This is a genomic window from Caulobacter sp. S45 (assembly GCF_009765965.1).
Classification (GTDB): domain Bacteria; phylum Pseudomonadota; class Alphaproteobacteria; order Caulobacterales; family Caulobacteraceae; genus CAHJWH01.
The window spans coordinates 569,257-583,178 of sequence record NZ_LMUL01000014.1; the positions used below are offsets into that span (position 1 = coordinate 569,257).

Annotated in this window: 12 protein-coding genes and 1 pseudogene; 7 read left to right on the top strand and 6 right to left on the bottom strand. The window is 67.5% G+C overall.

Annotated elements, in window-relative coordinates:
- Positions 1-30: 30 nt before the first annotated feature.
- Both GSQ87_RS09755 and GSQ87_RS09760 read right to left on the bottom strand, forming a co-directional pair.
- Positions 31-511: pseudogene (locus tag GSQ87_RS09755) on the bottom strand (GntR family transcriptional regulator).
- Positions 508-1,869, bottom strand: a complete 1,362-nt coding sequence (locus tag GSQ87_RS09760; protein WP_254062860.1) for a formimidoylglutamate deiminase — start codon at positions 1,867-1,869, stop codon at positions 508-510. Before GSQ87_RS09760 ends, GSQ87_RS09755 begins: the two are co-directional and overlap by 4 nt.
- A gap of 81 nt (positions 1,870-1,950) precedes the next feature.
- On the opposite strand from GSQ87_RS09760, the gene hutI reads away from it, so the two are divergent.
- The 6 genes from hutI to GSQ87_RS09790 all read left to right on the top strand — a co-directional run bounded on the left by hutI (position 1,951) and on the right by GSQ87_RS09790 (position 9,364).
- Positions 1,951-3,156, top strand: coding sequence for an imidazolonepropionase (gene hutI, locus GSQ87_RS09765; RefSeq protein WP_158915274.1), 1,206 nt, complete (start codon positions 1,951-1,953; stop codon positions 3,154-3,156).
- Positions 3,153-4,688, top strand: a complete 1,536-nt coding sequence (gene hutH, locus GSQ87_RS09770; protein WP_158915275.1) for a histidine ammonia-lyase — start codon at positions 3,153-3,155, stop codon at positions 4,686-4,688. Before hutI ends, hutH begins: the two co-directional genes overlap by 4 nt.
- A complete protein-coding gene (gene hutG, locus GSQ87_RS09775; RefSeq protein ID WP_174241423.1) occupies positions 4,685-5,503 on the top strand; it encodes an N-formylglutamate deformylase in 819 nt (272 codons plus the stop codon). Before hutH ends, hutG begins: the two co-directional genes overlap by 4 nt.
- A 4-nt stretch (positions 5,504-5,507) precedes the next feature.
- Positions 5,508-7,175 carry a urocanate hydratase gene (gene hutU / locus GSQ87_RS09780; RefSeq protein WP_158917528.1) on the top strand — a complete coding sequence of 556 codons (1,668 nt, stop codon included), beginning with the start codon at positions 5,508-5,510 and terminating at the stop codon, positions 7,173-7,175.
- Positions 7,172-7,750 (top strand): HutD family protein, encoded by a 579-nt coding sequence (locus GSQ87_RS09785; protein ID WP_158915276.1) that lies wholly within the window; start codon positions 7,172-7,174, stop codon positions 7,748-7,750. The genes hutU and GSQ87_RS09785 overlap by 4 nt, the downstream gene beginning before the upstream one ends.
- Before the next feature lie 423 nt (positions 7,751-8,173).
- The gene (locus GSQ87_RS09790; RefSeq protein WP_158915277.1) at positions 8,174-9,364 is read left to right on the top strand and encodes a CehA/McbA family metallohydrolase; all 1,191 of its coding nucleotides are present in this window, start codon (positions 8,174-8,176) and stop codon (positions 9,362-9,364) included.
- A gap of 108 nt (positions 9,365-9,472) precedes the next feature.
- On the opposite strand, the gene GSQ87_RS09795 is transcribed toward GSQ87_RS09790, so the two are convergent.
- The 4 genes from GSQ87_RS09795 to GSQ87_RS09810 all read right to left on the bottom strand — a co-directional run bounded on the left by GSQ87_RS09795 (position 9,473) and on the right by GSQ87_RS09810 (position 12,764).
- A complete protein-coding gene (locus tag GSQ87_RS09795; protein WP_158915278.1) occupies positions 9,473-9,802 on the bottom strand; it encodes a hypothetical protein in 330 nt (109 codons plus the stop codon).
- A 191-nt stretch (positions 9,803-9,993) separates the two neighbouring features.
- Positions 9,994-10,740: an SDR family NAD(P)-dependent oxidoreductase gene (locus GSQ87_RS09800; RefSeq protein ID WP_158915279.1), complete on the bottom strand. Its 747-nt coding sequence runs from the start codon at positions 10,738-10,740 to the stop codon at positions 9,994-9,996.
- Between the two features lie 56 nt (positions 10,741-10,796).
- The gene (locus GSQ87_RS09805; protein ID WP_158915280.1) at positions 10,797-11,786 is read right to left on the bottom strand and encodes a zinc-dependent alcohol dehydrogenase family protein; all 990 of its coding nucleotides are present in this window, start codon (positions 11,784-11,786) and stop codon (positions 10,797-10,799) included.
- Between the two features lie 132 nt (positions 11,787-11,918).
- Positions 11,919-12,764 (bottom strand): alpha/beta fold hydrolase, encoded by an 846-nt coding sequence (locus tag GSQ87_RS09810; protein ID WP_158915281.1) that lies wholly within the window; start codon positions 12,762-12,764, stop codon positions 11,919-11,921.
- Positions 12,765-12,935: 171 nt separating this feature from the next.
- Between GSQ87_RS09810 and GSQ87_RS09815 the strand changes: the two genes are divergently transcribed.
- Positions 12,936-13,841 (top strand): LysR family transcriptional regulator, encoded by a 906-nt coding sequence (locus GSQ87_RS09815; protein ID WP_158915282.1) that lies wholly within the window; start codon positions 12,936-12,938, stop codon positions 13,839-13,841.
- Positions 13,842-13,922: the final 81 nt, after the last annotated feature.

Below are 13,922 nucleotides of genomic sequence, written 5' to 3' on the forward strand. Positions count from 1 at the left end.
GCTGAACCGATGCCAAAACCGTAGCCGGAATCAGGCACCCGGCCTGAAGCGGGCCACCAGATCGTAGGTCTCGCCGGAGAACTGGAGCCGCACCCGAGTGACGTTTTCTCCGTCCCTCCAGGTGCGCCGGTCAATCACCAAGCAGGCCGCCCGCCGCCAACTGGACCTCGTCGGGCTGTTTGGTGCGTGGCGCGCGTACGCGCCGCGAGACTAGGCGGAAGGCGTAGGTCTCGCCGCGGGCGAGAATCTCCGTCTGGATTTCGGGAATGTGCAGCACTGGGGCATGGAGCTTGGGCCGGGCCACGAACGATCCGGCTCGCTTGCGCCGAACGATCAGCCCGGCTTCTACCAGCGCGGCCATGGCCTTGTTCACCGTCATCCGGGCGCAGCCATACTCGGCCATCAGCTCGGTCTCGAACGGGACCCGATAGCCTGGCGGCCATTGTCCGGAGCGGATACGGGCCTCGATACCGCTGCGAATACGTTGGTGCAGCGGCGGCGGAACGGTCAATCGAGTAGTCTCCTCAGGGTGGCGGCATAGCTCGCGGCTATGGTCGCACGGCCGAGATGGCGGCCGCCAGCCACCACTTGACGGCCCCGGCGCCACACGCCGTCGATCGCCGCCCGGGCGCCGCCGAAGATCCAGCTGTCGAGAAGGGCGTCTCCTCTGCGCCCCACCAGGCTGGGATGCTCTGGGTCCAGGGTGAGAAAGTCCGCCGAGGCGCCAGGGACAAGACCCTCGGCGCCGTCGAGCGCCCGGGCGCCGCCGCAGAGCGCCACCTTGTAGAGGTTCGCGCCTGTAGACCGCTTCGGCCCCCCTGCCAGAACGGCGCGGCCGTGGCGCGTCAGCCTCTGGCCGTATTCGAGCAGACGCAACTCTTCGGCCACGTCGATACTGACATTGGAATCCGAGCCGACGCCGAAGACGCCGCCGGCGGCCAGGAAAAGGTCAGCGGGGAACACCCCGTCGCCGAGATTAGCTTCCGTCACCGGACACAGGCCCGCCGTCGCCCCACTTCGGGCCAGCGCTTGAACCTCATCGTCATCCAAGTGCGTGGCGTGCACGAAGCACCAGCGCTCGTCGATTTGGGCATGATCCAACAGCCAGCGCACCGGCCGTCGCCCGAGCACAGCCAGACTGTCCTCGACCTCCTTGAGCTGCTCGGCGACATGGATGTGGATGGGACCGCCGTCGGCCAAGGGCGTGATCGCCGCCAACTCCTGCGGTGTCACGGCGCGCAGGCTGTGGGGCGCAATCCCCAGGACGCCGTCGGGCAGGTCCTCCAAGGCGGCGCGGGAGGCCTCCAACAGGCGGGCATAGCCGTCGATCGTATGCAGGAAGCGCTTCTGGTCGGAACTGGGCGCGGCGCCGCCAAAGCCCGAGTGGGCGTAGAACACCGGCAGGAGCGTTAGGCCGATGCCGCTCTCCTGGGCGGCGGCTGCCAGACGCCGGCCCATCTCCGCCGGGTCCTCGTACGGGGCGCCGTCCACGTCGTGGTGCAGATAGTGGAATTCTCCGACCCGAGTGAAGCCGCTTTCCAGCATCTCCACCTGGGCCATGGCGGCGATCGCCTGCACCGCCTCAGGATCAAGGCGCCCGAGGAACCGGTACATCACCTCTCGCCAAGTCCAGAAGCTGTCCGCTCCTGAGCCGCTGATTTCCGTCAGGCCGGCCATGGCCCGCTGGAACGCGTGACTATGCAGGTTGCCGAGACCCGGCAGGCCGATGGCCGCGGTCCGATCGCCCGGCGCCGGGCGCGATCCCGGCTCAAGGGTCACGATCAGCCCGTCGCGCACGCTCATGCGCACCTGCGACGCCCAGCCGGCCGGCGTCAGCGCTTGGTCAAAAAAGAAGTGCGCCTCGGTCACTAGACAATCCTTGCCTCGCAGATATGTCTATACATATTGAACCGAGCGGCAAGAGGCCGCCTCCGCCGAAGGAAACGGGCGATGCGGTGCGAGCGGTTATGGCGAAATGTCCGCATGGCGACGCTCGCCCCGACTCTGCCCGGCCTCGGGATCGTCGAAGACGGGCTTATCGCGGCCCGGGGCGGTCGCATCCTGTACGCCGGTCCGGCGGGAGAGGCGCCCGCGTTGGAGGCCGAGGAGTCGATCGACGGCGAGGGGCGCTGGGTCACTCCGGGGCTGATCGACCCACACACCCATCTCGTCTACGGCGGCGACCGCGCCCAGGAGTTCGAGCGGCGCCTTGCAGGTGCGAGCTATGAGGAGATTGCGCTTAGCGGAGGTGGGATCCTTTCCACCATGCGAGCCACGCGCGTGGCCGACGAAGCGGCCTTGGTCTCCACCGCCTTGCCCCGCCTGGACGCCCTGATCGCCGAAGGCATGACCACGATTGAGATCAAGTCCGGCTACGGGCTCTCGCTGGCCGACGAACTGAAGAGCCTCCGCGCCGCCCGGACCCTGGGCCGGGTCCGGCCGGTGTCGGTGACGACGACCTTGTTGGGCGCCCACGCCTTGCCGCCGGAATTCGCCGATAACCCGGAGCAGTATGTCGATCTGGTCTGCGATGCGATGATCCCGGCGGCGGCCTCCGCGGGCCTGGCCGACGCCGTGGACGCGTTCTGCGAGGGCATCGGCTTTTCCGCGGCCCAAACCCGGCGCGTGTTCGAGGCCGCCCGCGCCCACGGCTTACCGGTCAAGCTGCACGCCGAGCAGCTTTCGAACCTGAACGGCGCGGCCCTCGCCGCAGAATTCGGCGCGCTGTCGGCCGATCACCTGGAATATCTGGACGAGGCGGGTGTCCAAGCCATGGCCCGGGCCGGTACGGTCGCGACCCTTTTGCCCGGCGCCTTCTATTTCGTGCGCGAAACCCGGCTCCCGCCCGTCGAGGCGCTGCGCGCGGCCCGTGTGCCGATGGCGCTGGCGACCGATTGCAATCCCGGCACCTCGCCCCTCACCTCGCTGCTGCTGGTCATGAACATGGCCGCGACCTTGTTCCGCATGACCGTCCCGGAGTGCCTGGCCGGCGTCACCCGCGAGGCGGCGCGCGCGCTCGGCATGGGCGCCGAGACCGGGACGCTGGAGGCGGGCAAGCGCTGCGACCTGGCGATCTGGGACGTCGAGCGCCCGGCCGAACTCGTTTACCGCATGGGGCTCAACCCGCTCCATGCCCGCGTCTGGAGTGGACAATGAACAGCGTGAACCTGCGCCCCGGCGAAGTGACCCTGCCGGAGTGGCGGGCGGTCTATCGCGGCGCCGGAGTCGGCCTGAACCCGGCCTGTGCGCCCAAGGTCGCCGCCAGCGCCGAGGCCGTCGCGGCGATCCTGTCGCACGGCGAGCCGGTCTACGGCGTCAACACCGGCTTCGGGAAGCTGGCGAGCGTGCGCATCGCCCCCGAGGACCTGGAGCAGCTGCAGCGCAATATTGTCCTGTCCCACGCCGCGGGGGTTGGCGAGCCGTCGCCGGTGGCGGTGGTGCGGCTGATGATGGCGCTCAAGCTCGCCAGCCTCGCCCAGGGCTTTTCCGGCGTGCAGCCCAAGACCGTCGCCCTGCTGGAGGCGATGCTGGTCAAGGGCGTGATTCCGATCATCCCGGCCCAGGGCTCGGTCGGCGCCTCGGGCGATCTGGCGCCCCTGGCGCACATGGCCTGCGCCATGATCGGCGAGGGCGACGCGGCCTTCGAAGGCCAGCGCCTGCCCGCCGCCACCGCCTTGGCGCGTGCGGGATTGACGCCCCTGGTGCTGGGACCGAAGGAGGGTCTGGCCCTGCTCAACGGCACCCAGTTCTCCACCGCCTTCGCGCTGGCGGCCCTGTTCGAGGCGGAGGTGCTGTTCCGCTCCGCGCTTGTGACCGGCGCGCTCTCGACCGAGGCGGCCAAGGGTTCCGACGCGCCGTTCGATCCGCGCATCCACGCCGTGCGCCGCCACCGCGGCCAGATCGAAGCCGCCGATGCGCTCCGCAGACTGATGGATAGCTCGGCGATCCGCGCCTCGCACCTGGTCAACGACACCCGCGTGCAGGACCCCTACTGCCTGCGCTGCCAGCCCCAGGTGATGGGCGCGGCGCTCGATGTATTACGCCAGGCCGCCGACACGCTGGCGACGGAGGCCAACGGCGTCACCGACAACCCGCTGATCTTCGCCGATACGGGCGAGGCGCTGTCGGGCGGCAACTTCCACGCCGAGCCGGTGGCCTTCGCCGCCGACATGATCGCGCTGGCGGTGTGCGAGATCGGTTCGCTGTCGGAGCGGCGCACGGCCATGCTGGTCGACCCGGCCCTGTCGGGCCTACCGGCCTTCCTGACGCCCAAGCCGGGCCTGAACTCCGGCTTCATGATCCCCCAGGTCACCGCCGCCGCCCTGGTGTCGGAGAACAAGCAGCGGGCCTATCCCGCCAGCGTCGACTCCATCCCCACCTCCGCCAACCAGGAGGACCACGTCTCCATGGCCGCCCATGGCGCACGGCGCCTGATGGGCATGGTGGAGAATGCGGTCGCGGTGATCGGGATCGAGCTGCTGGCCGCCGCCCAGGGCTGCGACTTCCATACGGGCCTGGCCTCCAGCGCGGCGCTCGAAGGCGTGCGAGGGCTGGTCCGCAAGGTGGTCCCGCATCTGGACGACGACCGTCTGTTCCATCCCGACATGGCGGCGGCGATCCAGCTGGTCGCCAGCGGACAGGTCGCCACGGCGGCCGGGGAGGCTCATTTGCCCTGGATCGCCCGATGATCCCGTCCTGGCTCGAAATCCATCGCGGCGACGCCCCGCTGATCGTCAGCATCCCGCACACCGGGACCGAAATCCCGGCGGAGATCGAGGCGCGGCTGGTCTCGCCTTGGCTGGGACGCAAGGACGCCGACTGGCATATCGAGCGGCTGTATGACTTCGCGGCCGGGCTCGGCGCGACGACGGTGCGCACGACGATCTCGCGCACGGTGATCGACGTCAACCGCGACCCGAGCGGCGCCTCGCTCTATCCCGGCCAGACCACCACAGGGCTCTGTCCGATTGAAACCTTCGATGGCGAGCCGCTCTACCGTCCCGGCGCCGAACCCGACGATGCGGAGATCGCCACGCGTCGCGAGACCTGGTTCGCGCCTTACCACGCCACCCTCGCCGCCGAGATCGTACGCCTGAGGGCCGATCATCCCCGGGTGGTGCTCTATGAGGCCCACTCGATCCGCTCGCGCATGCCGCGCCTGTTCGAGGGCGAGCTGCCCCAGTTCAACCTCGGCGCCAACAGCGGCGCGAGTTGCGACGAGGCGTTGACGGCGGCGGTCGAGGCGGCCTGCGACGCCTCGGGGCTGAGCCGGGCGACCAACGGCCGGTTCAAGGGCGGCTGGACCACCCGCCATTACGGCCAGCCCGGCGACGGCGTCCACGCCATCCAGATGGAGCTGGCCTGTCGCGGCTACATGGACGATCCCGACGTCCTGCCCACGCCGCAAAGCTGGCCCGCACCCTACCGCCCCGACCAGGCCGCGCCGCTGCGCGCGACCCTGACCGACGTCCTCCAGGCCTGCCTGACCTTTACGCGGAGCTGAGCCCATTACCCGCCTCGACAAGACCCGCACCATCCGCGCCGCCACGGGAACCGAGCGCACCGCGCGGAGCTGGCTGACCGAAGCCCCCCTGCGGATGCTGATGAACAACCTGGACCCCGACGTGGCCGAGCGCCCCGAGGAGCTGGTGGTCTATGGCGGCATCGGCCGGGCGGCGCGCGACTGGGAGAGTTTCGACAAGATCGTCGAGACCCTGCGCCGGCTGGGCGACGACGAGACCCTGCTGGTGCAATCAGGCAAGCCGGTGGGCGTGTTCCGCACCCACGCCGACGCCCCCCGCGTGTTGATCGCCAACTCCAACCTGGTGCCGCGCTGGGCCACCTGGGACCATTTTAACGAGCTCGATCGCAAGGGACTGGCCATGTACGGCCAGATGACCGCCGGCTCGTGGATCTATATCGGCGCCCAGGGCATCGTTCAGGGCACCTACGAGACCTTTGTCGAGATGGGGCGCCAGCACTACGGCGGGGACCTGTCGGGCCGCTGGTTGTTGACGGCGGGCCTCGGCGGCATGGGCGGAGCGCAGCCCCTGGCGGCAGTGATGGCGGGCGCCTCGTGTCTGGCCATCGAATGCCAGCCCTCCAGCATCGAGATGCGTCTGCGCACCGGCTATCTCGACCGCAAGGCCGAGACCCTGGACGAGGCGCTGGCCATTATCGAGCAGTCCTGTCGCGACAAGGCTCCGGTCTCGGTCGGCCTGCTCGGCAACGCCGCCGAGCTGCTGCCCGAACTGTTCAAGCGCGGCGTGCGGCCCGACCTGCTGACCGACCAGACCTCGGCCCACGACCCGATCAACGGCTACCTGCCCAAGGGCTGGAGCCTGGAGCGCTGGTTCGGCGCGCGCGAGCAGAACCCCAAGGCGGTGGAGGAAGCCGCCAAGGCGTCGATGGCCGAGCATGTCCAGGCCATGCTCGACTTCCAGGCGGCCGGCGTGCCCACCGTCGACTACGGCAACAACATCCGCCAGATGGCCAAGGAGGCGGGCGTGGAGAACGCCTTCGACTTCCCGGGCTTCGTGCCGGCCTACATCCGCCCGCTGTTCTGCCGCGGGATCGGGCCGTTTCGCTGGGTGGCGCTGTCGGGCGATCCGGAGGACATCGCCCGCACCGACGCCAAGGTGAAGGAGCTGATCCCCGACAATCCCCACCTGCACACCTGGCTCGACATGGCCGCCCGCAAGATCAAGTTCCAGGGCCTGCCGGCGCGCATTTGCTGGGTCGGACTGGGCGATCGGCACCGACTGGGCCTGGCTTTCAACGAGATGGTGGCGTCGGGCGAGCTGAAGGCGCCGATCGTGATCGGGCGCGATCATCTGGATTCCGGCTCCGTCGCCTCGCCCAATCGCGAGACCGAGGCGATGCGCGACGGCTCGGACGCGGTGTCGGACTGGCCGCTGCTGAACGCGCTGCTGAACACGGCGTCCGGGGCCACCTGGGTCTCGCTTCACCACGGCGGCGGTGTGGGCATGGGCTTTTCGCAGCATGCCGGAATGGTCATCGTCTGCGACGGCACCGAAGCCGCCGCCAAGCGGATCGAACGCGTGCTCTGGAATGACCCCGCCACCGGCGTCATGCGACACGCCGATGCGGGATACGACCTGGCGATCGACTCCGCCCGTCAGCAGGGCCTCGACCTGCCCGGCATCCTGGGATGAGAGCGGCGTTCCTCCCCGCCCTAGCCCGGACGGCCGTCGCCTGGAAGGACGGGGGCGGAACAACCCAGGAGATCGCTGTCCACCCTCAAGGCGCGGGGTTCGATTTCGACTGGCGTGTGAGCGTGGCGACCGTCAACGCCAGCGGGGCGTTCTCCACATTCCCAGGGGTGGATCGCCAGCTCGTAGTGCTTGAAGGAGCCATGCGGCTGTCGTTCGACGGGCGTCCGTCGGTGGAGCTCGATCCCTCCTGCGGACCGTTCGCCTTTCCCGGCGACCTTGCATGTAGGGCCGAGGTCATCGAGCCGGTCCAGGACCTGAACGTTATGGTCCGGCGTGGCGGCCCGACCGCGACGCTGCACCGGGTCGCGACCGACATCGCGCTTTCGGACGGCGTCGACCTTCTCGTCGCCCTGACCGCCGGCTTTGCTGGCGACATCCGTCTGAAGCGCCTCGACGCCCTCCGGTTCGAAGACGGGCGTGGTGAAACAGCGCCCTTCGCCGGCGACGGTTGGCAGGTCGTCATCAGCGCAGCGACACATCGGGGAACCGGGGTTTTGCAACGGAACAAGCGGTAGCCTGTCGTAGCTTGACAACTCTGCTGTCGGCAGGGGTCAATGACAACAGGTTCCCGTGTTCCAAACTGGCGATGAGTTCTCACATCATAGATCACAATATTAGTGTCGTTTTGAGCCGGAAACATTTCGCCAGGGCGGTTGTCGGAATTCGTGGGCCAAATCGGACGACCATTGACGTCTCACGCTGCGATTTACCGCGCCTTCTGGACAAAAATACACCCGGTCAGTCGGCCGATAGTTCGGGCGCGACGCAACTACGCCTTTGAAGTCTGGTCATAGGCGGCGATCGCCTAATTTCGGGAAGATAAGGTCAATCTCTGGGCTTTAGAAATTGGCCTGACAGCCCTGGTGCGACATCCGCAAAATTGTCATCGGCTTACGGCAAGGATGGCCGGCGATTCCGATTCGACCAAAGGGCGCCACATGCGTGTTTCCGTCTTCGCCGCTCTCGCTGCGGCGACCCTTCTCGCCGCCGGTGCGACCCCACCGCGCGCGGTCCACGCCACACCCTATCGGCCGCCAACCACCATCCCGCAGGTCGCCAGCCTCACCGACGGCGTATGGCTCAAGGGCGACCTGCACATTCACTCGCGCCATAGCCGCGATTCGAGCAACAATCCGGTGCGCAAGATCCTGGCGCTCGCCGACCACGCCGGGATGGACTACCTGCTCATCTCCGACCACGACAACCACGTGAACGGCGATGTCGCCCACAATATCTGGGTCGACCCGGAATATCGATCCGACCGGATGCTGCTGCTCTACGGCGCGGAGTGGACCACCCACCGTGGCCACGCCACCATCATCTCGGCCGTCCCCTATGACCACCAAGCGCTCTACGACATCGCCGACGACCGCGACACAGTCATAGCCGCCCTGAAAAGGAAGCTCGGCGTGCACCTGTCGGCCAATCATCCGGGCACGCACGACGCCTTCGCCTTCTCTTATGACTTCGTGGACTCGGTGGAGGCGTGGAACTCGTCCGTCTGGGCGACCAACGCCATCAACATGCACATCTGGGACGACATGCTGAAGTCGGGCCGCAAGATGACCGGACGAGGCGGCAGCGACAGCCACCACGGCGTTCCCGACACCCCTGACCAGGCCACGCCGCTGACCTACGAGGCGTACATCAACAACGTGGGCACCCCCACCACCTGGGTCTTCGCCAAGGCCCGCACGCGCCACGCCGTGGTCGACGCCTTGACCAATGGCCGGGTGTCGATCAGCGCCAATCCCTATGACCCGCGCGTGGAGTTCACCGCGGACCTGGACGACGACGGCCACCCCGACATGATGCAGGGCGACAACGCCAAGCCGACCGGCAAGCCCGTGGCTTTTCATGTGGCGCTTGTCGGCCGCATGGATCGGGCCGCCGCCTATTCGGTGGACGTGATCAAGGACGGAGAGAAGTTCACGACCGTGAGCCTCACGGGCGCTCACCCCGAAGCGGTCTTCACCGATACGCCCATCACCACCGCGCGGACCTATTACCGCGTCGAGGTGCACGGACCTCAAACGCCCTACCCCGAGGTCCCAGGCTCGATGAAGCTCAGCGGCGATATGATCGCCCTGTCGAACGCCATTTGCTTCAATTTCGACCCGCAATTCTGAGAAGCGTCCATAGCGAAAGTTGGCGCCTCTCCGGCCTGCAGACATTCGGGATCTGCGGCTGAAGACCCGACCTCGGCGGATTTGAGCTGACAGTACCGCCTCAATGCGTCAGCCGCCGGTCGCATCCACGACGATGGCGACCGTTTTGCCCCGGGACTGCGGCTCCCATCCCGCCACGATGGCGGAGGCGATGGCTTTCGCCACCAGGTCCGGAGCGATCTGGGAGGACTGCAGTTGCGGCGCGCCGTATCTGGGCTGCCGGCCCGGTGGAAACTCCAGCACGGCTTCGCGCTGTCCCTCCTTGTGACGCACCGCGATCGCCATGCCGCGCCAATCCGCAGCGTCGCTGGACCACTGGGGCTGGCGTTGAAGCCGCCAGACATAAGGCTCCCCATCGACCTCAATCTCAAACTCGGGGCTCTGCTTGGTTCGTGCCATGCGAGGGAATTAGCCCGACATACGCGCCCAGGCTACCCCAGGCCCAGTCCCAGGGCCTCGGGCCTCGGACGTGTCCGTGAGCGCGTTTGCGTTTTGAAGAAATCCAGTGGAGCGACGTTCCGCAGAGCATGGGCAGCTCAGCATCCATAATAGACAGGAGCGTCGCTCCGGTTCTCCGACGTTGCCGGCCCTCAAAGCTTCGCGCCGCCATCGACACGCAGCGTGTCGCCCGTGATCCAGCGCGCCGCATCGGAGGCGAGGAAGGCGATGGCGCCGCCGATGTCGTCAGGCTGGGCGATGCGCTTCAGCGCCTGCATGCCGAGGGTAAGATCGCGACCGGCGTCGGTCTTGGCGAAGCTCGACATGTCGGTGTCCACCACGCCCGGAGCGACCGCGTTCACCCGCACGCCCTTCGGTCCGAGGATGAAGGCGAAATGCTTCACCAGGGTGTCGATCGCCCCCTTGGTGGCGGCATAGGCGGAGATGTTCCCGAGCGCCGCGTGCGCCGCCAGCGAGGAGGTGAAGACGATGCTGGAGCCTTCCTTCAGGATCGGCAACAGCTGCTGGACCAGGAAGTAGGGCGCGCGGACATTGACCGCGAAGAGGCCGTCGAAGTCCTCCACGGTCGTCTCCTCCAGGGTCGCCACCTTCGATACGCCGGCGTTGGCGACCAGGATGTCCAGCCGCTCGCCGACGATGGCGCGCACCTTGGCGGCCAACTCGCGCGGACCGTCGGGCTTGGCGAGATCGGCGCAGATGGCTTCCGCCCGGCCGCCCGAAGCGCGGATCTCCTCCACGACCGAGCGGGCTTCTTCGGCGCCGCGGACATAGTGGACCAGGACCTGGGCGCCGTTCTTCGCGAGCGCGAGCGCCGCGGCGCGTCCAATGCCGCGCGAGGCGCCGGTGACGAGCGCCGTCTTGCCGTTGCAGGGGGACATGGTGTGGCTCCTTGGTGGGAAGGGCGGACGCCACGGTCGGCGCCCACCTGGGGAGGTCAAAGGGTGACGACGACCTTGCCGAACTGGCCGTTGGTTTCGAGGTAGCGGTGCACCTCGATCATCTGGTCGAAGGGGAACACCCGATCGATCACCGGCTTTAGCGCGCCGGTCTCCAGGCCGCGTCGGACATAGTCGACCGCCGCCCTGCGCCGGGTCTCGTCGCCGCTCGTGCCCCAGATGTTATGGGCCTTCAGCGTCGGCATCTTGGCGATCATCTCCAGCACCGGCAGCGGCGTCGGTTCTTCGCTCAGGGCGCCGTAGAGATAGATCAGGCCCTGGAAGCCCAGCGCGGAGATCAACTTGGGGAAGGTCGGGCCGCCCACGGGATCGAAGGCGACGCGCGCGCCCTTGCCGTCGGTGATCCGCATCACCTCAGCCACCAGATCGCTCTCTTCCGTCGCGATCGCATGCTTGGCGCCGGCGTCGAGCAGTTGCTGGCGCTTGGCGGAGGTTCGGGTGAGCGCCACGGACGTCGCGCCGGCGAAGTTGGCGAGCTGGATCGCCGCCAGACCCACGCTGCTAGAGGCGGCCGGGATCAGGACGACGTCTCCGGGCCCGACCTTGGCGTCCTCGATCAGGGCGCCGTAGGCGGTGACGAACATCATCCAGATCGAGGCGGCCTCGGTGAAGGACAGCCCCTCCGGCTGCTTCACCACCGCGTAGTCGGGCGCCAGGATCAGCTCGCCATAGGTGGTGTACTGGTTCATCGAGAAGGACGGGATCAGGTTGACCGCCTCGCCGACGGCGAAGCCCGTCACCTCGGCGCCCACCGCGTCCACCAGGCCCGCAGCCTCGTAGCCGAGGCCGGCGGGATAGCTGACCGGTTCGATGTAGTCGTCGCGCCGCCACATGGACTCGGCGCGGTTGACGCCGATCGCCTTGACGGCGATGCGCACCTCGTGGGGGCCTGGCGCGGGGACTTCCACGTCCCGGTACTGCAGGACCTCGGGCTCGCCCGCCTGCTCGAAGATGATCTTGCGGCTCATGATGATGTCCTCTCGTGAAGGTGGTCAGGCCGCCGCGGTCAGCGGGGCTAGATATTCGGGGAAGTCGCTGTAGTGGCGTTCGTCGCCACCCCGTCGAAGCCGTCCCTGGAAGAAGGGCGGGAGGCGGCGCAGTCAGGCGTCGAGGAAGGCCGTCGCATAGGCGACGAAGGATCGCGGATACTGGTAGAACGAGCCGTGGTTGGCGTCGGGGAACAGGACGAGCTGCGCGTCGGGCAGATTCTGTTGCATGACGTAGGAGTTGTAAGTCGGGATGATCACGTCATTACTGCCCTGGACGATCAGGGTCGGCTGACGGATGGTCCGGAGGTAATCGAGATACCCCTCGACCTCGCGATAGGCGATGTACTTGCCGATCGCAGCGATCTGGGCGTTCACCGTCTGCTCGCCGACCAGCGGATCGCGATCCTGACGGCGCAGCTTGCGCTCCAGGAAGGCGAGACCGGCGGCCTGGCTCGCTTCGGACGGCGAGAAATGCACCTTCAGCCAGAGGTGTTCGGGCGGGTCGTAGCTTGCGGCGAAGATCGCGGCCGACTGGCTGGCGGACATGTCCGCACCGCGGGGGCCGGTGCCGACCAGGATCAGCTTGCGGACCAGGTCGCCGCCTTGCAGGACGATCTCCTGGGCGACCATGCCGCCGATCGAGAAGCCCAACACGTCGACCTTGTCGAGCCCCAACGCCTCGATGAAGGCGATGGCGTTGGCCCCCATTTCCTGGAAGCTGGAGGGCGTCTCGCCCGAACTGCTGGCGACGCCGGCGTTGTCGAACAGGATGACCTCGCGGGTCTTGGCCAGGCCGTCGGTTACAGCCGGGTCCCAGTGATCCAGCGTACCCTGAAAATGCTGGTTGAAGACGATTGGGACACCCCCTGCCCGCCCAAAGCGGCGATAGGCGAAGCGGATGCCTTTGGCTTCGACGAACTGCGTCGGCGCGGTGAAATGGGTATGCTCGGCGGACATGGCGCCTCTCCTTTGGCGGCAGGCTGTGGCGGAGTTGGCGAGCGCTGCGGCCATTAATCTTGCCGTCGGGACCGTCATTCCTGTGTGACAAGCGATGATTTAGGGCTTGCCCCCTCACCTGAGAAAGACTTTGTACGCTGCGCAGGTATATCTCACAGGCATGGGTTCGGCATGGAGCTACGCCACCTCCGCTACTTCATCGCCGTCGCCGAGGAAGGCAGCGTCACGCTAGCCGCCGAAAAGCGGCTGCACACCGCCCAGCCCTCGCTCAGCCGCCAACTCCGCGACCTGGAGCTGGAGGTGGGTACGGCGCTCTTCACCCGGGGCGCGCGCGGCATGGAGCTGACCGACGCCGGCCGCGCCTTCCTGGGTCCAGCCCGCCTTGCGGTCAGCCAGGCGGCGGAGGCCGTCCAGGCGGCCCGCCGCGCGGCCAAGCCTGCCAAGGCGGTCTTCTCGGTCGGCTTCCTGACCGGTCAGGAGGTCGACTGGCTGCCCCACGTCACCCGCATCCTTCGGAGCGAGCTGCCGAACATCGAGTTCAAGGTGACGAGCCTGTACTCGCCCGATCTCGCCGAGGCGCTGCAGAGGGGCGAGATCGACCTCGGCTTTCTGCGGGTCGAACCGAAACCAGACGTCGCTTATCAGGTCATCGCACGGGAACCGCTCGTGGCCATCCTGCCGAGCGACCACCGCCTGGCCGCCGCATCGGAAGTCGACCCGCGCGACCTCGAGGGCGAAACCTTCGTCGGCTTCTCCGACGTCCCGCATGTGCTGCGGGCCGTGGTCGACGACTATCTGCGGCGGAGCGGCGTCGATCTCACGCCGAGCTACCACATCGACAACTTCGCCATGGGGCTTTCGCTGGTCGCCTCCACCCGCGGCGTGGCGCTCCTGCCCACCTATGTCGAGCCGCTGCTGCCTTGGTCGGTGGTGAGCCGGCCCTTGAGGGGCGAGCCGCCCACTATCGACCTCGCCGTCGGCTACCGGCCGGACAATCCGTCATCCGTCCTGAAGACCTTCCTGTCAGGCCTGGACCAGCTCATCGCGGCAGGCCCTGCCGGAAGCCGGAGAATTTGAACAAATCTTCCAAGAAGATGCGAACTCAAAGATAATTACGTGGAGTTCATATTCTTAAATTCGCGTCATGACGTGCATTTA